The sequence below is a fragment of the Kitasatospora sp. NPDC057940 genome, from assembly GCF_042887425.1.
Taxonomy (GTDB): Bacteria; Actinomycetota; Actinomycetes; order Streptomycetales; family Streptomycetaceae; genus Kitasatospora.
Genome location: NZ_JBHVPH010000050.1, coordinates 1 through 19428 on the forward strand (window position 1 = coordinate 1; position 19428 = coordinate 19428).

General features: G+C 73.7%; 16 protein-coding genes. 4 read left to right on the top strand and 12 right to left on the bottom strand.

The annotated features are described in order from the left end of the window. Positions 1 to 285: 285 nt before the first annotated feature. Positions 286 to 1821: an MFS transporter gene (locus ACFVTF_RS37290; RefSeq protein ID WP_387818598.1), complete on the bottom strand. Its 1536-nt coding sequence runs from the start codon at positions 1819 to 1821 to the stop codon at positions 286 to 288. Positions 1822 to 1986: 165 nt separating this feature from the next. Here ACFVTF_RS37290 and ACFVTF_RS37295 point away from each other — a divergent pair, with 165 nt between their 5' ends. Further along, positions 1987 to 2709 (top strand): TetR/AcrR family transcriptional regulator, encoded by a 723-nt coding sequence (locus tag ACFVTF_RS37295; protein WP_387818600.1) that lies wholly within the window; start codon positions 1987 to 1989, stop codon positions 2707 to 2709. 277 nt (positions 2710 to 2986) lie between these two features. After that, positions 2987 to 4414 (top strand): ABC1 kinase family protein, encoded by a 1428-nt coding sequence (locus ACFVTF_RS37300; protein ID WP_387818602.1) that lies wholly within the window; start codon positions 2987 to 2989, stop codon positions 4412 to 4414. 108 nt (positions 4415 to 4522) lie between these two features. Here the strand turns inward: ACFVTF_RS37300 and ACFVTF_RS37305 are convergent, their stop codons facing one another. The 4 genes from ACFVTF_RS37305 to ACFVTF_RS37320 form a co-directional block, all read right to left on the bottom strand. Next, positions 4523 to 4768, bottom strand: coding sequence for a hypothetical protein (locus tag ACFVTF_RS37305; RefSeq protein ID WP_079136258.1), 246 nt, complete (start codon positions 4766 to 4768; stop codon positions 4523 to 4525). 149 nt (positions 4769 to 4917) lie between these two features. Continuing rightward, positions 4918 to 5286, bottom strand: coding sequence for a WhiB family transcriptional regulator (locus ACFVTF_RS37310; RefSeq protein WP_371517211.1), 369 nt, complete (start codon positions 5284 to 5286; stop codon positions 4918 to 4920). Positions 5287 to 5453: 167 nt separating this feature from the next. Further along, complete coding sequence (locus ACFVTF_RS37315; RefSeq protein WP_387818604.1) at positions 5454 to 5900, bottom strand: hypothetical protein; 447 nt, start codon at positions 5898 to 5900, stop codon at positions 5454 to 5456. Between the two features lie 261 nt (positions 5901 to 6161). Next, a complete protein-coding gene (locus ACFVTF_RS37320) occupies positions 6162 to 8429 on the bottom strand; it encodes an ATP-dependent DNA helicase UvrD2 (protein WP_371517213.1) in 2268 nt (755 codons plus the stop codon). Positions 8430 to 8629: 200 nt separating this feature from the next. Between ACFVTF_RS37320 and ACFVTF_RS37325 the strand changes: the two genes are divergently transcribed. Then, complete coding sequence (locus ACFVTF_RS37325; RefSeq protein ID WP_387818606.1) at positions 8630 to 8887, top strand: mycoredoxin; 258 nt, start codon at positions 8630 to 8632, stop codon at positions 8885 to 8887. A gap of 77 nt (positions 8888 to 8964) precedes the next feature. Here ACFVTF_RS37325 and ACFVTF_RS37330 read toward each other — a convergent pair whose 3' ends face one another. The 6 genes from ACFVTF_RS37330 to ACFVTF_RS37355 all read right to left on the bottom strand — a co-directional run bounded on the left by ACFVTF_RS37330 (position 8965) and on the right by ACFVTF_RS37355 (position 16963). After that, positions 8965 to 9804, bottom strand: a complete 840-nt coding sequence (locus ACFVTF_RS37330; RefSeq protein WP_363372614.1) for a GntR family transcriptional regulator — start codon at positions 9802 to 9804, stop codon at positions 8965 to 8967. A 210-nt stretch (positions 9805 to 10014) separates the two neighbouring features. Further along, positions 10015 to 10956 (bottom strand): NAD(+) diphosphatase, encoded by a 942-nt coding sequence (gene nudC, locus ACFVTF_RS37335; RefSeq protein ID WP_387818608.1) that lies wholly within the window; start codon positions 10954 to 10956, stop codon positions 10015 to 10017. A gap of 69 nt (positions 10957 to 11025) precedes the next feature. Further along, the gene (locus tag ACFVTF_RS37340; protein ID WP_387818610.1) at positions 11026 to 12429 is read right to left on the bottom strand and encodes a dipeptidase; all 1404 of its coding nucleotides are present in this window, start codon (positions 12427 to 12429) and stop codon (positions 11026 to 11028) included. A 145-nt stretch (positions 12430 to 12574) separates the two neighbouring features. Then, positions 12575 to 15442, bottom strand: coding sequence for an FtsX-like permease family protein (locus ACFVTF_RS37345; protein ID WP_387818612.1), 2868 nt, complete (start codon positions 15440 to 15442; stop codon positions 12575 to 12577). Beyond that, positions 15439 to 16203, bottom strand: coding sequence for an ABC transporter ATP-binding protein (locus tag ACFVTF_RS37350; protein WP_371517220.1), 765 nt, complete (start codon positions 16201 to 16203; stop codon positions 15439 to 15441). Before ACFVTF_RS37350 ends, ACFVTF_RS37345 begins: the two co-directional genes overlap by 4 nt. Before the next feature lie 127 nt (positions 16204 to 16330). Further along, a complete protein-coding gene (locus ACFVTF_RS37355) occupies positions 16331 to 16963 on the bottom strand; it encodes a PadR family transcriptional regulator (RefSeq protein WP_387818614.1) in 633 nt (210 codons plus the stop codon). Positions 16964 to 17041: 78 nt separating this feature from the next. Here ACFVTF_RS37355 and ACFVTF_RS37360 point away from each other — a divergent pair, with 78 nt between their 5' ends. Continuing rightward, positions 17042 to 18013 (top strand): endonuclease/exonuclease/phosphatase family protein, encoded by a 972-nt coding sequence (locus tag ACFVTF_RS37360; protein ID WP_387818616.1) that lies wholly within the window; start codon positions 17042 to 17044, stop codon positions 18011 to 18013. Positions 18014 to 18053: 40 nt separating this feature from the next. Here ACFVTF_RS37360 and ACFVTF_RS37365 read toward each other — a convergent pair whose 3' ends face one another. Continuing rightward, on the bottom strand, positions 18054 to 19238 hold the full coding sequence (locus ACFVTF_RS37365; protein ID WP_387818618.1) for a PP2C family protein-serine/threonine phosphatase: 1185 nt from the start codon (positions 19236 to 19238) through the stop codon (positions 18054 to 18056). Positions 19239 to 19428: the final 190 nt, after the last annotated feature.

Here is a 19428-nt window from a genome sequence, read left to right on the forward strand (position 1 = left end):
CCGCTGATCTGATCGTGCGCCGATCACTCTCCGCACACACCCCGATCGGCGGGGCGGGCGCGGGCCATGCAAGGCGGGGATCCGCTGTTGCCAGCGGGAGGTGGTGGGCGGGAGGTGGGGGGGGAGGGGGCCCCACCAGAGCTCAGGCAAAAAGAACCACGCGCAGGAAGTCGGCCCGCCCGACTTCCTGCGCAACACCGCACCACCCCACCTCACCGCACCGAAGGCCGGTGCCCCCAGGGCACCGGCCTTCACGGCGCACTGGACCAGCCAGGTCCAGCGAAGTCAGGCGGCGATCCCGGCGTCCTCTGCCGACGCCCCGGCTACCGGCTCCCCCGCCGCCGCCCCACCCTTCCGGTCGCGCATCACCAGCGTGGCCACGACTGCCGCCGCCAGCACCCCGACCGCGCTGATCGTGAAGGTCGTCGACATCGCCGAGGTGAAGGCCTCCCGGACGGTCCGGACGAGCCCGGCGTCCCCGTTGGCCAGCGCCAGCGCCCCGCCGACGGAGTGCTTCGCCTCCTCCGGCATCCCGGCGGGCATCTCGGCGGCGAAGCCGCTCGACAGCAGCGAGCCCAGGATGGCGATGCCGAGCGCGGTGCCGGCCTGCTGGATGGTGTCGTTCAGCGCCGAGCCGACGCCCGCCTGCTCCGGCGGGATGGTGCCCATCAGCGCGCCCACCGCCGCCGGCATCGCCAGGCCCGCGCCGAGGCCGAGCAGCCCGAGGGCGGCCGCCGGGACGGTGAAGCCGGTGCCGGCGGTGACGGTGGTCAGCAGGGCGAAGGAGGCGGCCATGACGAGCATGCCGGTGAGGATGAGCAGGCGGTTGCCGATCGTGGCGGCGAACTTGGCGCCGACCCCGTTGCCGACCAGGGCGGCGACGGCCAGCGGCACGAACGCGAGGCCCGCCTTGACCGGCGAGTAGCCGAGCACGAACTGCAGGTACTGGGTGAGCACGAGCAGCAGGCCGCCGTTGCCGATCTGTACCAGGGTCAGCGACAGCGAGCCCCCGCTGAAGTTGCGGTGCTTGAAGAGCGCCAGCGGGACCATCGGCGCGGAGGTGACGTTCTCCCACACCACGAACCCGCCGAGCGCGAGCACCGCGACGGCCAGGGTGGCCAGGGACCGGCCGCCGAAGGCGCCGTGCTGCGGGATCTCGATGATCCACCAGACCAGGGCGGTCATGCCGGCCGCGGACAGCACCGCGCCGAGCGGGTCGGGCTTCTGCCACGGCCCCTTGGACTCCGGCATCAGCAGCAGGCCTGCCAGGATCGCCAGGGCGACGACCGGGACGTTGATGAAGAAGATCGAGTGCCAGGAGAAGTGGTTGATCAGCACGCCGCCGAGGACCGGGCTGCCGACCAGCCCGAGCATCGCCACCGAGCTCCAGGCGGCCATCGCCTTGTTGCGCTCGTCCTCGTCGAAGACGGTGATGAGGATCGACAGCGTCGAGGGCATGATCAGCGATCCGCCGACGCCCATGGCGACCCGCGCCGCGATCACCTCGCCGGAGTTGGTGCAGAAGGTGGCCGCGAGGGAGGCCACCCCGAAGAGCAGCAGTCCGATGATCATGATCTTCCGGCGGCCGAAGCGGTCCCCGAGACTGCCGGCGGTGAGCAGCAGCCCGGCGAAGACCAGGACGTAGGAGTCGAGGATCCACTGGGTGTCCTGGGCGCCGGCGCCGAGGTCCGCCGTCATCGAGGGCACGGCGACCGTGAGCGCCATGCTGTCGACCACCAGGACGAGCGAGCTCAGGCACAGCACGATCAGGATCCACCAGCGGTGCGGGTTGCGGCCCTCGGTCGCGTTGAGCGCTGTCATCAGCCACCCCTCCATTCTGCGCACACCGTTCCCCCAGTGCGCACGACGTTCCTTCATTGCGCACACCGTACGCATGCTGGAACAGTGTGCGCAATACCCGACTCCTGTACGCTCGATGCGAACGGTGTACGCAGCAAAGCAGGAGCAGAGGGAAGGGGAGCCGCCGTGGCTGCCGAAACGAACCCGATCCCGTCCGTGTGGGCCCGTCGGCAGCGCGAGCCCGACCAGCCCGCACTCAGCCGGGCCGCGATCGTCCGCGAGGCGATCACCATGCTGGACGCCGAGGGCATCGAGGCCCTGAGCATGCGCAAGCTCGCCACCCGGCTGAACGCGGGCGCCACCTCCCTGTACCGGCACGTGGCGACCAAGGACGAGCTGATGGAGCTCGCGGTGGACGAGGTCTTCGGCGAGATCACCCTCCCGCCCGCCGACAGCCCCGACTGGCGCGCCGCCGCCACCGAGGCCGCCGGCGCCTTCCGGGCCACGGCCCTGCGCCACCCCTGGCTGTCGGCCGTCCTCGGCCAGGCCGGCCTCGCCTACCTCGGCCCCAACCTGATGTCCTACGGCGAGCGGCTGACCGCCTTCTTCACCTCGGCCGGCTTCCCCGAGCCGGTCCGGGCGATCGACACGGTCATCTCCTACGTCGTCGGCATGAGCACCACGGAGGCGGCCTGGCTCACCACCGTCGCCCGGGCCGGCGAGAGCGAGGCCGCGTTCATCGCCCGGCTGATGCCCGCCGCCCAGGAGGCCACCGCGGGCTTCGCCCACCTCGCCGACGCCTACTCGACCGTCTCCGCGGACCCGGACCCGGCCGCCACGCGCGACGCCAAGTTCGCCTACGGCCTCGACGTGGTCCTGGACGGCCTGGCCCTCCGCCTGCCCCGCTGACCCTCATCAGAGCGGATGACCCTCCGCCCGGACGACCGGACGACCCACCGCCACCCCGCTCGGCCCGCAGCCGCCGTCCGCCCACCACGCCAAGCCACGCCGGGCCGCCAGGACCAAGCCGTCCAACTCCCCCGCAAAGGGACAGCGGCCGCGGCCCACCTACGGGCGTCCCCTCCCCGCCTGGCGAAATACCGGCGGTCGCGGGGTGGGGAGCGGGCACAATGGCCTAGTGATGGTGGGCCGTCCGGTGTCGGGGGGCCAGGGAATGGAGGCCCGGGTGAGCGATCTTCCGCGCAAGGCAGTGACCCGTACGGCACGACTCGCCGCCCTGCCGCTGGGGATTGCCGGACGCGCCACGCTCGGTCTGGGCAAGCGCATCGGCGGCCGCTCCGCCGAGGTGGTGACGGCCGAGCTCCAGCAGGCCACCGCCGACCAGCTGTTCAAGGTCCTGGGTGAACTCAAGGGCGGAGCCATGAAGTTCGGGCAGGTGCTGTCCGTCTTCGAGGCCGCGCTGCCCGAGGAGGTCGCCGGTCCGTACCGGGCCGCGCTCACCAAGCTGCAGGACGCCGCTCCCCCGATGCCCGCCGCCAAGGTGCACACCGTGCTCGCCCAGCGGCTCGGGGACGGCTGGCGCGAGCTGTTCCGGGAGTTCGACGACCGGCCGGCCGCGGCCGCCTCGATCGGGCAGGTGCACCGGGCCGTCTGGCACGACGGGCGCCGGGTCGCGGTCAAGGTGCAGTACCCGGGCGCGGGTGACGCGCTGCTCACCGACCTGACGCAACTGAGCCGGGTGGCCTGGCTGTTGGGCCCGCTGATCCCGGGGCTGGACATCAAGCCGCTGATCGCCGAGCTGCGCGAACGGGTGTCGGAGGAGCTGGACTACGAGCTGGAGGCGCAGGCCCAACGCCGGCACGCCGAGGAGTTCGCCGGCGACCCGGACATCGTGGTGCCCGGCGTGGTGGCGCAGGCCGACCAGGTTCTGGTCACCGAGTGGATGGACGGCACCCCGCTGGCCGAGGTGATCACGGGCGGCACCCAGGAGGAGCGCGACCGTGCCGGGCAGTTGCTGGCCCGGTTCCTGTTCGCGGGCCCGTCCCGGACCGGCCTGCTCCACGCGGACCCGCACCCGGGCAACTTCCGGCTGCTGAAGGACGACGGCCCGGCGTCGGGCTGGCGGCTGGGGGTGCTGGACTTCGGCACGGTGGACCGGCTGCCGGGCGGGCTGCCCGCGCCGATCGGGGCGTCGCTGCGGATGGCCCTGGACGGTGACGCGGCGGGCGTGCTGAAGATGCTGCGCGAGGAGGGCTTCGTCAAGCCCTCGATCGAGCTGGACCCGGACGCGGTGCTGGACTACCTGCGGCCGATCATCGAGCCGGCCGCCGTGGACAGCTTCCACTTCACCCGGGCCTGGATGCGCGCGCAGGCGGCCCGGATCGCCGATCCGCGCTCGCCCGCCTACAACCTGGGCAAGCAGCTGAACCTGCCGCCCGCGTACCTGCTGATCCACCGGGTGACGCTGAGCACCATCGGGGTGCTCTGCCAGCTGGGCGCCCAGGCGCCGTTCCGGGCGGAGATGCTGGCGTGGCTGCCCCAGTTCGCCGGTCAGGAGCCGGCGAAGCCGGCCGACGACCCTGCGGGGCCGACGAAGCCCGCCGGTCGCAAGCCGGCCGGCGGCGAGCCCGCCAGCCGCACCCGCAAGAGCTGACCGCAACGCCGCCCCCGACGACCGCAGGCCGCTCCCCGTGACGGGGGGCGGCCTGCGGCACGACGGGGGTGGAACGCGGGGAGGCCCCGCACGCGACAACGGCCGCGACTACATCAGGGCGACGGCGATCGCCTTGCGGGCCCGCAGCGAGGCGCGCTCGGCCCGCTGCTTGAGCCGGCGGGCCCGGGCGACCCGGGTGACGAGGCGTTGGTGCTCGGCCTCGTGCAGGCGCTCTTGCATATGGGCCCGGGCCAGGGATTCGTGGAGGAGTTGCATTTCGAGGGTCCTGTTCTGGATCTGAAGTTCGGTGGTCTGCTCAGCGCGGACGGTCGGATCGATGGCGGCGGCGGTCATGTGGTGGTCCTGCTCGTGGTGCGTGCTCGGGAAGGGGGCTGGCCGGGATGCGTCGGCCTTGGCGGCGGCGATCCGGACGGAACGGCGGAGGGAGCTGTCCAGCAGGGGCTGTTCTCCCCGGCGGACGGCCCTGGCGCCGTGGGCGGGGTTCACGCCATGACCTCGGTCTTGCGCGGACGGCCACGCGGCCGCTTGCGGGCCACGACGACGCCCTGGACGAAGAGCTCGCCGCCCCAGACGCCCCACGGCTCGCGACGCTCCAGCGCACCGGTCAGACAGGCGTCCTTCACCGGGCAGGTGCCGCAGAGGGACTTCGCGTACTCGACGTCGGCGGGCGTCTCGGCGAAGAAGACCTCGGGGTCGAAGGCGCGGCAGGGGATGGGGAGCCCGAGCGCCTCGGCCTGCTCGATGGAGCTGATCTGCATGGAAAGAACCTCCGGGGGGTCGGCCTGGTCGGCCTTGGTGATCTGGCTTGTCGGCGGTACGGACGGGATGGGCGGCGTGATGACCGTGGACACTGTGGCGTCTTCCTCGTCTTTTCAGTGGTTCCGGCCCAGATGGCTGGTGGGTCTGGGCCGGAGGCCCCGGGGGGCCTGGGTGGTCTTGCGTACCGGACAAAACAGAAGGGCCGCGGATCCCGGTGTGACGGGTTCCGCGGCCCTGGAGGTGCCGACCTGAGGCTTACTCAGGTTCGTTCTCTCCAGGGTTCAGGCCCGCGGAAGGCCCGCATCCGGACGGCCGTGGCGCCCGCAAAGGCGGCCATGGCCTGGTTAATCTGCTGCTCGTTCTGCTTCTGGGTGTTTCCGGCACCGACGACCTGCGCATAGTCGCCATGCATGGCGGCTGCTACGACTGCCTTCGGTGCCTGGGTCGGTCGCTCATCACGCAGGGAGCGCGACGTGCCGAACGACGCCCAGTCGCCGGACAGACCGGCCTCGACGGAGGTGCCTTCGACGTTCCTGCCGCCCGCGGCGCAGACATCAGTGTGTCCAAGGCCACTGACAGCGGGGACGACGGAGACACCGGTGGTGTCGAGACCCAGACCGGTTCCACCGAGCTCGGCGAGCGCCCGCAGACGGGCGGCACGCAGGGAGGCAGCAACAACGGTCTGGCCAGTCATTTTGGTGATCATGATGTTTCCCACTGTCATCGCCTCCTCTCGGCGTCTCGCGGAGCCAGGTCGCCCCGGTTCCGAATGTTCGGATGTCTGTCTCGGTGAAGCTGTTGGGTGCAGGGGATTCGGCACAGGTGTCACCCCGTGCGATCTCGTCCCCTTGACCGCTCCGGCAGGCTATTGCGCTCCCGGTATGCCGCGCAAACTATTTTTCACGGCGGGTTCGGATGTCCCCCGAGCGGCCCCCGGGAGACTCCCCTGGACCGCGCCCGGACCGGCTCACGCCGGATCGACCGGCTCGCCGTCCTCGACGCCGTCCGGATCCTCCTCGGGCTCCTCCCCCGCACACAACGAGAGCACGGCCGCCCCGTACTTGTCCAGCTTCATCGCGCCGACCCCGGAGATCACGGCCAGCTCCTGGCGGCTGGCCGGCACGTCCTCGGCGATGGCCATCAGCGTGGCGTCGGTGAACACCACGTAGGCCGGCGCCCCCTGCTTCTTGGCCTGCCGGGCCCGCCACTCGCGCAGCCGCTCGTACAGCGCCTCGTCCATGGTGGACGGGCAGCTCTCGCAGCGGCGCAGCTTGCGCTCGACCGCCTCGGTGAGCACCTTCTCGCAGACCCGGCACTTGACCGGGCCGCGGACCCGCCGTCCGGCGGAGCGCTCGCCGGGCTCCACGCCCCCGCGCCCGCCCCGCCCGCCGGTGCGTGCGCCGGGGGCGCTGGAACCGGGGCGCAGCCCGTCCAGGAAGCGGCTGGGCTTGCGGCTGGCCCGGCCGCCCGGGGAGCGGCTGAGCGCCCAGGAGAGGGAGAGGTGCTTGCGGGCGCGGGTGACGCCGACGTAGAGGAGTCGGCGCTCCTCCTCGATCTGCTCGTCGGTCTTGGCGTAGATGATCGGCAGGGTGCCCTCGGTGAGGCCGACGAGGAAGACGGCGTCCCATTCGAGGCCCTTGGCGGCGTGCAGCGAGGCGAGGGTGACGCCTTCGACGGCGGGGGCGTGCTGGGCGGCGGCGCGGGCGTCGAGTTCGGCGACGTAGGCGGCGAGGTCGGCGCTGTGGCCGGCGGCGGTGCGGGTGCGCTCGAACTCCTCGGCGAGCCGGACGAGGGCGGCGAGGGACTCCCAGCGGTCGCGGACGGCGCCGGAGCCGGCGGGCGGTTCGGCGGTGAAGCCGCGGGCGGCGAGGACGGCGCGGACCTGGCCGGCGAGGTCGGGGGCGTCGGCGGTGAGCGGGTCGGCGCCGGCCCGGGCGGCGCCGCGCAGCAGGACGCCGGCGTCGCGGACCTCGGGGCGTTCGAAGAACCGCTCGGCGCCCTTGAGCTGGTAGGGGACGCCGAGGTCGGCGAGGGCCTGCTCGTAGACCTCGGACTGGCCGTTGGTGCGGAACAGGACGGCGATCTCGCTGGCGCGCACGCCGGTGGCGAGCAGGTCCTTGATCCGGCGGGCGGTGGTCTCGGCCTCGGTGGGCTCGTCCTCGTACTCGGTGTAGACGGGTTCGGGGCCGGCCTCGCGCTGGGAGACGAGTTCGAGGCGGTGGCGGGCGGCCTCGCCGCGGGCCTGGCTGAGCAGTCCGTTGGCGAGGTGGACGACCTGCGGGGTGGAGCGGTAGTCGCGGACCAGCTTGACGACCGTGGCCTCGGGGTGGCGGGTGCGGAAGTTGAGCAGGTAGTCGGGGGTGGCGCCGGTGAAGGAGTAGATGGTCTGGCTGGCGTCGCCGACGACGCAGAGGCTGGCGCCGCCGCCGGGGCCGGTCCACTGGTCGAGCAGCCGCTGCTGGAGCGGGGAGACGTCCTGGTACTCGTCGACGGTGAAGTGCCGGTACTGGGAGCGGACCTGGTCCGCGATGTCGGGGCGGTCCTCCAGGATGGCGGCGGTGAGCAGCAGGACGTCCTCGAAGTCGATGACGCCGCGGCGGCTCTTGGTCTCCTCGTAGACGCGGTAGACCTGGGCGGTCTCGGCCGGGTCGCGGGGGGCGTCGCGGCCGGACTTCTGGACGGCGGCGGGGTAGTCGTCGGGGCCGAGCTGGGTGACCTTGGCCCATTCGATCTCGGCGGTGAGGTCGCGCAGTTCGGTGCGCTGGACGCGCAGGCCGCAGCGGCCGGCGGATTCGGCGACGAGCTGGACCTTGCGTTCGAGCAGCTGGGGCACGGGGCCGCCGACGGCGCGCGGCCAGAAGTACTGGAGCTGGCGCAGGGCGGCGGCGTGGAAGGTGCGGGCCTGGACGCCGTCGGCGCCGAGTTGGCGCAGCCGGCCGCGCATCTCGCCGGCGGCGCGGGCGGTGAAGGTGACGGCGAGGACCTGCTGGGGCTGGTACACGCCGCTGCGCACGCCGTAGGCGATCCGGTGGGTGATGGCGCGGGTCTTGCCGGTGCCGGCGCCGGCGAGGACGCAGACGGGCCCGTGCAGGGCGGTGGCGACGGCGCGCTGTTCGGGGTCGAGCCCGGCGAGCACGGCGTCGGGGCCCGTGGCGGCGGTGGGGTCGGCCCAGAGGGAGCCGTGGGGGCCGTCGGACGGGCTGCCGCTCAAGAGGTCTTCCTGCATGCTTTCCATCCTCTCAGCCCGCTGGGACAACGGGGGCGGGGTTGTCCACAGGCCCGGTGTGATCGCAGGATGATCGCTGCGCACCGGGGCGCGCGGGGCCGTTCGGGCGCCGTCGTGGTGCGACGGAGCGTGGCCGTGCGGAATGACCGTCGCGCGGTGGGCGTTCCTGCCCTGAGACCGTACGCCCTCTTCCTGAAGGAGCCTCCTCGATGTCCGGCAGCGTGACGATGTACAGCACGACCTGGTGCGGGTACTGCAACCGACTCAAGAGCCAGATGGACCGGGAGGGGATCGGCTACACGGAGGTCAACATCGAGGAGGACCCGGCGTCGGCGTCGTTCGTCGAGTCGGTCAACGGCGGCAACCAGACCGTGCCGACGGTGCTGGTGACGCCGAAGGCCGGCGGCGAGCGGGTCGTGATGACCAACCCGAGCCTGCTCCAGGTGAAGAAGGCCCTCGGGGTCTGAGTGGCCTGAGTGGTCCGAGCGGCCCGCATGACCCGAACGACCCAGGTGGGCCGGCCCGGGGTCCGGGTCGGCGCGCGTCACTGCGCGTCGGCCCTGGCGGGGTCGACAGGTGCGGCGGGCGCGGGCAGGGTGGCGCGCGCGCCGAGGTCGCCGATGCCGTAGACGAGCCGGCTGCGGTCGGCCGAGTAGCGGGTCTCGATGACCCGGACGGGCCCGCGCCGGTCGTAGGTGACGCGGGTCTGGACCATCAGCGGCACGCCGGGGCCGCCCTGGAACCACTGGGCCTCCTCGGGGCCGGGCATCCGGGCGACCAGGTGGTCGACGGCGCCGATCTCGGTGCGGCCGAGTTCGTTGAGGACGGCCTCGTCGCCGCCCTCGACCGGGTCGGGTTCCATCAGCGGGGTGCCGGCGGCGAGCCCGGCCCGGTAGTGGCTCTCCTCGATGGAGTACGGCTCGCGGTCGAGCAGGCGCAGTTGGCGGCGGACCACGATGGCCTCGCCGGGGCGCAGTCCGAGCCGTTCGGCGATGTCGACCCGGGCCCGGACGATCATCATCTCGAAGTCGGTGGTGAGTTCGCGGCCGGCCTCGGCGGCCTCGCCGAGGTAGACGGCGGAGGGCACGGCCAGGCAGTCCCGGGGGGCGGGGGCCAGGGTGGGGCCGTAGGCGCGGTGGTCCAGGACGGGGTGTTCCCGCAGGTAGGTGCCCTTGCCCTGGAGGCGGACCAGACGGCCTTCGTTGACCAGGACGTCGACGGCGAGCCGGACGGTGTTGCGGGCGACTCCGTACTGGCGTTCCAGTTCGCTCTCGACCGGGAGTGCGGCGTCGGCGGTGAACTCGCCCTCGGCGATCCGGCGGCGCAGGTCGGCGGCGAGACGCTGGTATTTGGGGGATTGGGCGGTGCCCCGGGGGATTGTCACCCGAGTGAATGTAGCGAGCGCGATGGCGGGGTTTCAGCCGTTTCCGGCAATGTCGTCCGCGCGGGTTGACGACGGCCGCGGGGCGGCGTGCGGCGGTAGCAGAACTGGCCCGTCCGGCCACGAACATCTGATCGTGGCGGATTCGGGAAGGAAGGGAAAAGAAAAACGGGGGCGCACGGGATAACCCGCACGCCCCCCATTCGTCGGGGATTACCAGCGCGCCGCCGACGGCAGCGGTCCGCCGTACCAGAGCTCGACCAGGTGGCGCGCGATCGAGATCCCGGAGGGCGGCAGGATCTCCCCCGCCTCCATCCCGGCCCGCAGCTCCTCGCGGGAGAACCAGCGCGCCTCGGCCAGCTCCTCGCCGTCCACGGTGATCGCCGTGCCGCCCGGCAGCGCCCGGCCCGTGAAGCCGAGCATCAGGCTCGACGGGAAGGGCCAGGGCTGGCTGGCGACGTAGCGCACCTCGCCGACCCGCACGCCGGCCTCCTCGTGCACCTCGCGCACCACCGCCTGCTCGATCGACTCCCCCGGCTCGACGAAGCCGGCCAGCGTGGACCAGCGGCCCTCCGGCCACAGCGCCTGGCGGCCGAGCAGGCAGCGGTCCTCCTCGTCGGTGATCACCATGATCACCGCCGGGTCGGTGCGCGGGTAGTGCTCGGCCGCGCAGGAGGTGCAGCGCCGCACGTGCCCGGCGCCGGCCTTCTCGGTCGGGTGCCCGCAGCGCGAGCAGAAGCTGTGCAGCCGGTGCCAGTGCTCCAGCGCGACGGCGTGCACCAGCAGTCCGGCGTCCCGGTCCGACAGCAGCGCGCCGACCTCGCGCAGCCCGGCCGGGCGGGCGTCGCCGTCCAGCCGCCCGGGCAGGCTCTCACCGGCCAGCGCGAAGTACGAGACGCCGTCCTCGTCGGTGCCGAGGAAGTACCGGTCCCCGGTCTGCGGCGCCTCGAAGGAGGGCATCAGCACGAGCTCGGTGCCCTGCGCGGTGTCGACGACGAACGCCTCGCCGCCGGCGATCGGCAGCACCCGGGTGGCCGGGTGGCTCCAGGCGGCGGCCAGCCAGGGCTCGTCGAGCCGGTGCTCGGCCGCCCGGTCCACCCCGGCCCGGGCCAGGGCCAGGTTCAGTGGGCGTTCGGTCTCAGGCACGGTGCTCACTTCGTTCCATCCCCACGTGATGAATCATCCGGATGAGTGATCTGACTGCCATGGTGTGCCCGCGCTGGGTCACGCGCCGGGCCGGAAGTTCTCGGCCAGGTCCCCCCACAGGTACGCGGCCGTCTCCACGCCCTTGGCCAGCAGGTCCAGTTCGACCTTCTCGTTGACCGAGTGCCAGCCGTCCGAGGGCACCGAGATGCCGAGGAACAGCACCGGCGCGCCGAGCACGTCCTGGAGGTCGGCGGCCGGGCCGGAGCCGCCCTCGCGGGTGAAGAGGATCTTCTGCCCGAAGGCCCGGCCCATGGCGCGGACGGTGGACTGCAGCGCCGGGTGGTCCAGCGGGGTCAGGCAGGGCCGGGTCGCGCCCGGGAAGGTCAGCTCGTGGCGGACGCCCTCGGGCACCCGCGCGGCCACCCACTCCCGGACGGCCTCGCGCACCTTCTCCACCTCCTGCCCGGCGACCAGCCGGAAGGACAGCTTGAGGTGCGCCGAGGACGGCACGATGGTCTTGCCGCCGGGGCCGGTGTAGCCGCCCCAGAGGCCGTTGACCTCGGCGGTCGGGCGGGCCCAGACCCGCTCCAGGGTGGAGTAGCCGGCCTCGCCCCGGGTGCCGTACGACTTGGCGACCCGGAGCCACTGCGCCTCGTCGAAGGGCAGTTCGGCGAACAGCTCCCGCTCGCGGTCGGTCAGCTCGATCACGCCGTCGTAGAAGCCCGGGATGTCGACCCGGCGGTCGGCGTCGTGCAGGCCGGCCGCCAGCTCGGCGGCGACCTGCGCCGGGTTGGGGACGGCGCCGCCGAAGGAGCCGGAGTGGATGTCGGTGTCCGGGCCGTACAGGTCGATCTGGGCGTCGGCCAGGCCCCGCATGCCGGTGCAGACGGTCGGCGTGGTCTCGGACCACATGCCGGTGTCCGAGATGACCACCACGTCGGCGGCCAGCCGCCCGGCCTCGCGCCGGACCAGGTCGGCGAAGTGCGGCGAGCCGGACTCCTCCTCGCCCTCGATCAGCAGCTTGAGGTTGACGGCCGGCGCGGTGCGGCCGGTCGCGGCCAGGTGGGCGCGCACGCCCAGGGTGTGGAAGAACACCTGGCCCTTGTCGTCGGCCGCGCCGCGGGCGAACAGCCGCCCGCCGACCACGGTCGGGGTGAACGGCTCCGTGTCCCAGCCGTCCTCCTTGGCGGCGGGCTGCACGTCGTGGTGCCCGTAGACCAGGACGGTCGGCGCGGACGGGTCCTCGGAGGACCACTCGGCGAACACCGCCGGCAGGCCGTCGGTCTCCCACACCTCGGCCACCGGGAAGCCGGTGTCGCGCAGCTTGGCGGCCAGCCACTCGGCGGAGCGCCGCACGTCGCCGGCGCGGGCCGGGTCGGCGGAGACCGAGGGAATGGCCAGCCACTCGGAGAGGTCGGCGAGGAGGCCGGCCTGGTGCTGGTCGATGAAGGAGCGGACGACGCTGTCCGGAGTTCTCGTCATACGGACGACTTTAGTTCGCCCGTGCGGGTGCCCGCCCCGGCCGTCCGGCTGCCGGGCGCCGTCGGGGCTGTAACCTCCGTCACCCCCGCCCGCGCCCCCGGAGTGGAGGGGGCGCGGACGGGGGTGACGGGAGGGGGCGCGGACCTCAGCCGGAGCGGCGCAGCAGGGAGATCCGCGAGCGGGTGAGCAGCGCGGCCAGGCCCGCCGCGAGCAGCGGCAGCGCCACCACGGTGACCGCGATGGTGAGCCACGGGAGGACCACGACCGAGTTGTTGGCGACCGTCTCGGCGCTCATCCCGGGGACGGAGCCCGACGCGCCCTGGACCTTGCGCAGGGCCACCGCCGGCACGATCCCGCAGACGGTGCCGAGGAGGGTGCCCATGGCGGCGATCACCCCGCACTGGAAGCCGGAGAGCGTGCGCCGGATCCGGGGCTCGGCGCCGACCGCCGCGAGGGTGGTCAGGTCGCGCTGGGAGTCGGCGGCGGCGAGTCCGGTGGCGATGCCGGCCGCGCCGAGGGCGACGATGCCGGCGAAGATCGACAGGCCGAGGCCGATCAGGTCGGACCTGGACTGGTAGCCGCGCTCGATCACGAGGACGTCCTGGTCGGTGAGCTTGGCCAGCGCCCCGTTGGCCTTCTGCTGGGCGCCGTCGGAGGGCGAGCTGTCGGGCAGCCAGACCGAGCCGGACGGGGAGGTGGTGAGGCCGAGCCGGGTGGCGGTGTCGGGGCTGATCACGGCCTGGCCGCTGGCCGGCACCACCGCGGACGCGAGGACGGCGTCGACGGAGATCTCGGTGTGGCCGCGCTTCTTGGGGGCGGCCACGCCGTCGGTGTCCACCATCGGGTCGTTCAGCCCGATCGCGACCTTGCCGTCCTTGATGTACTTCGCGTCGAAGACCACGGCCTTGCCGGCGGCGAGGGCCTGCCCGGCGGCCGGGTCGGTGACGCCGTAGAGGTTGTGCAGCAGGGTGGCGTCGCCCGCGGAGAGGTTGCTGAAGTGGTTGCCGCGGTGGCCGATGCCCTGGCAGCGCGGGTCGGTGCCGAGGATGCGTTCGGTCTCGCTGTTGCTGCGCTCGGTGTCGTCGAGGGCGGGGCAGCGCAGTTCCACGGGCAGTTCGACCTGGATGTAGCCGCAGCTGACGCTGCCGTCGGAGCAGTCGCCCTTGTAGTTGACGCGCTGGATGTCGGCGCGCGTTCCGAGGGCGGGGATGTTGCGTTCCACCGCGTCGCGCATCTGCGGCAGCAGCTTGCCCTCGGCGGCGGGCAGCCAGCCGCTGCCGATCATGACGGCGCCGGAGGGGGCGGCGGCGGTGTACTCGCGGCGGTTCCCCTCGTCGTAGCTGGCGAGGTAGACGCTGACCGCGACGGTGCCGGCGACGGCGGCCATCACGGCGGCGACGGCGGGCGCGGTGCGGCCGCGGTGGCGCACCGAGTCGCGCAGGGCGAGCCGGGGGCCGAGCGAGAGCCAGCGGCCGAGCCGGCCGAACAGGCCGACCAGGTAGGGCGTCAGGGCGACCATGCCGAGTTCGGCGACGACCGAGCCGCCGAGGACGGAGAGGCTGCGGTTGCCGAAGCCGCTGGTGGCGCCGAGCAGGGCGAGCGCGGAGCCGCCGCCGAGCATCAGCAGGCCGAGCAGGGCGAGCTTGCGGCTCGGGGGCTTGAGCGAGTCGCGGCCGGTGAGCGCGGCGACGACGTCCTGGCGGGAGGCCTGGACGGCGGGCACGACGGCGGCGAGCAGGCCGGTGACCAGGCCGACCAGGAGCACGCCGAGCAGGTCGAGCGGCTGGAGGTTGAAGTGGCCGAAGCGCTGGCCGGCGTACTCCTCGGCCCGGGTGCGCAGCAGGGCGACCAGGCCGATGCCGAGTCCGAGGCCGACGACGGCGCCGGTGATGCCGAGGACGATGCCGCCGCCGAGGACGACGGCGCGGATGTTGGCGCGCTCACCGCCGCCGGCGGCGAGCAGTCCGAGCTGCCGCCGGGAGCGCCTGGCCCCGACGGCGAAGGCGGGGCCCGCGAGGAGGACGATCTCCAGCAGGGCCATGCCGACGACGGTGGCGAGGATGACGACGGAGGTGCGGTCGAGGTAGCCGGGGGTGGGGCCGCCGTGCTTGTCGGCCTCGACGTAGTAGGGGACGTCGGCGCGGGCCGGCGGGTCGAGCAGGACGGCGCGGGAGGCGAGGGTGAAGCCGTAGCCGCCCAGTTCGGTGACCTTGGGCCAGTCGAGGGTGCCGGAGGGGAGCTTGACGAGCCAGCGGGTGGGCGCGTCGGAGCCGGCGTTGCGGCTGCGGTCGGCGCCGGGGAGCTTGGCGAGCTTGCTGATCAGGGTGCCGGGCCGGGCGATGATCTCGGTGGCCGTGAGTTCGCTGGGGTACTCGACGACGCCGGTGATGGTGAAGGGGGTGTCCTCCAGGCCGCGGACGGCGGTCTGGTCGCCGACCTTGAGGCCGGAGCGGGTGAGGAAGTCCCGGGTGACGGCGGCTTCGCCGTCGGTGGCGGGGGCGCGGCCCTTGACCAGGTTGACCCGGCCCTTCCAGATCGGGTCGGTGAGGTCGAGTTCGGTGGTGCGGGTGCTGAGCAGGCCCTGGGAGCTGCCGGCGGCGGTGTAGGGGCCCTGCCGCTCGGGCACGAGGACGGTGCCGGGCGGGAGCAGTTGCTTCGCCAGTTCGACGGGTTCGGTGTTGAGGCTGCGCTGCTGGGCGGGGGTGTACTGGGGGGCGGCGCCGTTCTTCGCCTCGTCCTTGGCGTTCTTGGTGGACATCCCCTTGTCGGGGTCGGGCGCCTGGAGGACGATGGCGCCGCGTTCGAGCATCTGCAGTTCGCCGTCGGCCTGGCCCATGACGCGCACGACGTGTTCGGCGGGTTCGAGGTCGGCGCTGCGGAAGACCACGTCGGCGCCGGTGACGCCGAGGACGGGCAGTGCGACCATGGCGATCACCAGGGCGCTGCGGCCCTTGGCGCGCAGGGCGTCGCGGCGGGCGATGCGCAGGGCGACCCGCCAGGCGCTGAGCTTCACTCGTCCACCTTCATGCTGTTGGTGGCGGCGCTGACGAGCAGGCTGGCGGCGTCCTGGCTGACGCTCTCGTCGACCATGCGGCCGTCGCGCAGGAAGACCACGCGGTCGGCCCAGGCGGCGTGCCGGGCCTCGTGGGTGACCATCATGGCGGCGGCGCCGGCGTCGCAGCGGGCGCGCAGGACGGCGAGGACGGCCTCGCCGGTGGTGGAGTCGAGGGCGCCGGTGGGCTCGTCGGCGAGGACGAGGCGGCGGTCGCCGATGAGGGCGCGGGCGATGGCGACGCGCTGCTGCTGGCCGCCGGACATGTCGTCGGGGAAGCGGTCGGCGAGCTCGGGGATGCCGAGCTCCTCCAGGGCGGCGAGCGCCTCGCGGCGGGCGGCGCGGGCGGAGAGGCCGTCGAGCTCGCGCGGCAGCGAGATGTTCTCGCCGGCGGTGAGGGCGGGGATCAGGTTGTAGTCCTGGAAGACGTAGCCGATGGAGCGGCGGCGGACCTGGGCGAGCTGCTTGCGGTTGAGCCCGCCGAGGGCGGCGCCCTCGACGAGGACCTGGCCGGTGGTCGGGGTGTCCAGTCCGCCGGCGAGGGTGAGGAGCGTCGACTTGCCGGAGCCGGACGGGCCCATGACGGCGACGAACTCGCCGGGGTGGACCTTGAGGTCGATGCCGCGCAGGGCTTGGACCTCCGCGGCGCCTTGGCCGTGGACTCGGGTGACGTTCTCCAGGTGCAGTACCGGCGTCTGCCGGGCCGGGTCGGTGTGGGACATGGTTCCCCCCTTGTGCTGGTGGTGGGCTCGGCGTCGGGTCCGGGCCGGTGGTTCGGGCGGGCCGTCGCGGTCAGGTGCGCGAGCGGCGGCCGTCGCGGGGCAGGTGCGCGGGCGACGGCGGGCGGGGTCAGGTGCGCGAGCGGCGGCGGGCGGGCCGGGCGGCCGTGGCGCCGCCGTCGCGGGCGGCTTCGGCGGCGCGGGCCTGTTCGGTCTCCGCGTGCTGCTGGAGCCGGGTCTCGCAGTGGTCGAGCCAGCGGATCTCGGCCTCGGTCTGGAAGATCAGCTGGTCGAGGACGAGCAGCCAGGCCAGGTCGTTGCTCGCGGACGGCGCGATGCCGGGCCGTGACTCCCCGGCCAGCGCGCGGCCCTTGAGCCGGGTGTAGTCCTGGAGCGCCTTGATGCTGTGGCGGCGCTGGCCCTGGACGACGGCGGAGACGTCCACCCCGGGGACGGTGACGGCCATGGCGAGCTTGATGGCCAGTTCGTCGCGCGGGGGGTTGGTCCGGGGCACCGGGGTGTCGAACCAGGCCCGCAGCTCGGTGCGTCCCTCGTCGGTGACGGCGTAGAACTGGTGGCCCTCGTCGTCCTCTCCGGCGGGCTCGACCAGGCCGTCCCGCTCCAGTCGGGACAGCGTGGTGTAGACCTGCCCGACGTTGAGCGGCCAGGTGGCGCCGGTGCGCGCCTCGAACTCGGTGCGCAGTTGGTAGCCGTAGCGCGGGCCCTGGTCGAGCAGGGCGAGCAGACCGTGTCGGATGGACATACTCAGTATGTATACCCGGTATGCCCCACAGGCTCAAGCCACGCCCCCTCCCCCGGCGAGCGGGTACCGTCGTGCGGTGTGAGCCAGTTGCGCATCGCCACCTTCAACCTGCTGCACGGTCAGCCGCTCGCCCCGGACGGCGCCCCGCGGCCCTACCCCGCCGACGCCGGCGGACCGCTGGCGGAGGCGGTGGCCGCGCTGGACGCCGACGTGCTGGCCCTCCAGGAGGTCGACCGCCACCAGTCCCGCTCCGGCGGCACCGACCAGACCGCGGTGGCCGCCAAGGCCATGGGGGCCGCCGACTGGCGGTTCGCCGCCGCCCTGCACGGACGCCCGGCGCCGGTCGCGGGCTGGGTGCCGGAGCCCTCCGTGCCCGACGGCCTGCGGGTGTACGGACCCGGCGACGTCGGCGACGGCGCCCCGCCCTCGTACGGCACCGCGCTGCTGACCCGGCTGCCGGTGCGGCACTGGCGGGCCCGCCGGTTCGCCCCGGCCCCGTTCGGACTGCCGCTGCGGGTGGCCGGCCGGCGCGGGCTCACCCCGGTGCCGGACGAGCCGCGGGCGGCGCTGGCCGCCGTACTGGAGGGCGACCGCGGCCCGTTCACCGTGGTGGCGGCGCACCTGTCCTTCGTCCCCGGGTGGAACATGGCGCAGCTGGCCGGCATCCGGCGGTGGATCGCGGACCTGCCGCAGCCGTACCTGGTGCTGGGCGACTTCAACCTGGTCGGCGCGGTGCCGCGCACCGTCCTCGGCGGGGCGACCGCGCTGGAGCGCACCGCGCCCCGGGCGCGGGTCCGGGAGCTGCGGGCGGCCCGGCGGGCCCGGCCGGCCCTGGCCGAGCCGCGCCGGCGCCGGGTGCGCGAGCCCCGCCCCCGTCTGCAGGGCTGGTACGACCTGGCCCGCACCCCGACGTACCCCTCGCACCGCCCGGCGGTGCAGTTCGACCACGTGCTGGCGGTCGGCGTGCCGCGCGGCGCGGTCGGCCCGGCGGCGGCGCCGCGCGCGGCGGTGTCGGACCACCGGCCGCTACTGGTGGAGGTCTCGCTCTAGTACGGGCCCGTAGCGGTCCTGGTGCGGTCCCGGTGCGGTCCTAGTGTCTGGTCAGGATGCCGTGCTGGTGCGGTAGTTGGGTGCCGGCGGCGGGGGCCGGCGCGTACTGGAGGAGCAGCATGGCCGCGTCGTCGCCGAGTTGGCGGCCGACGTGGCGCACCACGTCCTCGTGCAGGCGCTGCAGGACGTCCGCCGGGCGGCCGTCGGCGCAGCGCGGGAGGCGTTCGGCGAGCGGGTAGAAGGCGCCGGAGCGGTCGCGGGCCTCGATCACCCCGTCGGTGAACAGCAGGACCCGGTCGCCGGGCCGCAGTGCCACCCGGTGCACCGGCGGCCGGACGTCGGCCGGGTCGAGGACGCCCAGCGGCGGTACGGTCTCGTCGAGTTCGAGCGGCCGGACGTCCCCGCCGCGCAGCAGCAGCGGCGAGGGGTGGCCGCAGTTGACCAGCTCCGCGGTGCCGTCCGCCCCGACGCCGATCAGCACCAGGGTGACGAACTCCTCCTCCACGCCCGGGTGGTCGTTCTCGTGCAGGGCCCGGTCGAGGCTGACGGCCAGCCAGCCGGCGACCCGGTCCAGTGCGGGCTCCTGGTGCGCGGCCTCGCGGAAGGCGCCGAGGACGGCGGCGGCGGTCTCGACCGCGCCGAGGCCCTTGCCGCGGACGTCGCCGACCACGGCCCGCACCCCGTGCCGGGTGTTGACCACCTCGTACAGGTCGCCGCCGATCCTGGCGTGCGCGGCGGCGGCCTCGTAGTGGACGGCCGCCTGGACGGTGCCGACCCGCTCGGGGACGGGCCGCAGCAGCACCCGGCGGGCGATCGAGGCGACGAGCTGGGCGTCGGCCAGCGCCCGCTCCTGGCGCAGCCGCAGGGTGGCGCTGACCCAGCCGATCAGGGCGACCAGCAGGATCGCGAAGACGCTGGCGGTGTGCACGGACTGGTCGAGCGCGTCGCTGCGGAAGGCCATCAGGAAGGCCACCGCCTCGGTGAAGAGGCCGATGGCGAACGGGTACCAGGTTCGGTGGCTGACCACGGCGGCCAGCGCGGGGACGGCGGTGAGGGCCGGCTCGACCGTCACCTCGGTGTTGCTGACGAAGTCGAGGGCGACGATCAGCGCCATGCCGATGAAGGGCAGCGCGAGCGCCGTCCTCGGCCAGGTGCCGGTCGTGCCCGGAGCGGGTCCCGGGGTCGGCCCGGTGAACCGCTCTCTGATCCATCCGGTCGCGCTCAACGTCGGTTACTCCAGCAGAAGACGCCGATGCCCTGGGGCACCTGCGGTGATGACTGAGGGTTAGGGAATGCGGGCCTCGCTGGCGGCCGGAGCACGGGGGTTGACCGGTTACCGACCCCACAATAGGCACGAAACGTGCATGACGCACAGGTTTCGGGCGTTGCCGTGATGACTTGAATGCTCTGCGTGA

What these genes read in the sequence shown, in the direction of transcription:
- ACFVTF_RS37325 (WP_387818606.1), top strand. Translation starts at nt 8,630, where the DNA reads ATGTCCGGCAGCGTGACGATGTACAGCACGACCTGGTGCGGGTACTGC.
- ACFVTF_RS37340 (WP_387818610.1), bottom strand. Translation starts at nt 12,429, where the DNA reads ATGACGAGAACTCCGGACAGCGTCGTCCGCTCCTTCATCGACCAGCAC.
- ACFVTF_RS37315 (WP_387818604.1), bottom strand. Translation starts at nt 5,900, where the DNA reads ATGATCACCAAAATGACTGGCCAGACCGTTGTTGCTGCCTCCCTGCGT.
- ACFVTF_RS37290 (WP_387818598.1), bottom strand. Translation starts at nt 1,821, where the DNA reads ATGACAGCGCTCAACGCGACCGAGGGCCGCAACCCGCACCGCTGGTGG.
- ACFVTF_RS37355 (WP_387818614.1), bottom strand. Translation starts at nt 16,963, where the DNA reads ATGTCCATCCGACACGGTCTGCTCGCCCTGCTCGACCAGGGCCCGCGC.
- ACFVTF_RS37350 (WP_371517220.1), bottom strand. Translation starts at nt 16,203, where the DNA reads ATGTCCCACACCGACCCGGCCCGGCAGACGCCGGTACTGCACCTGGAG.
- ACFVTF_RS37320 (WP_371517213.1), bottom strand. Translation starts at nt 8,429, where the DNA reads ATGGAAAGCATGCAGGAAGACCTCTTGAGCGGCAGCCCGTCCGACGGC.
- ACFVTF_RS37305 (WP_079136258.1), bottom strand. Translation starts at nt 4,768, where the DNA reads ATGACCGCCGCCGCCATCGATCCGACCGTCCGCGCTGAGCAGACCACC.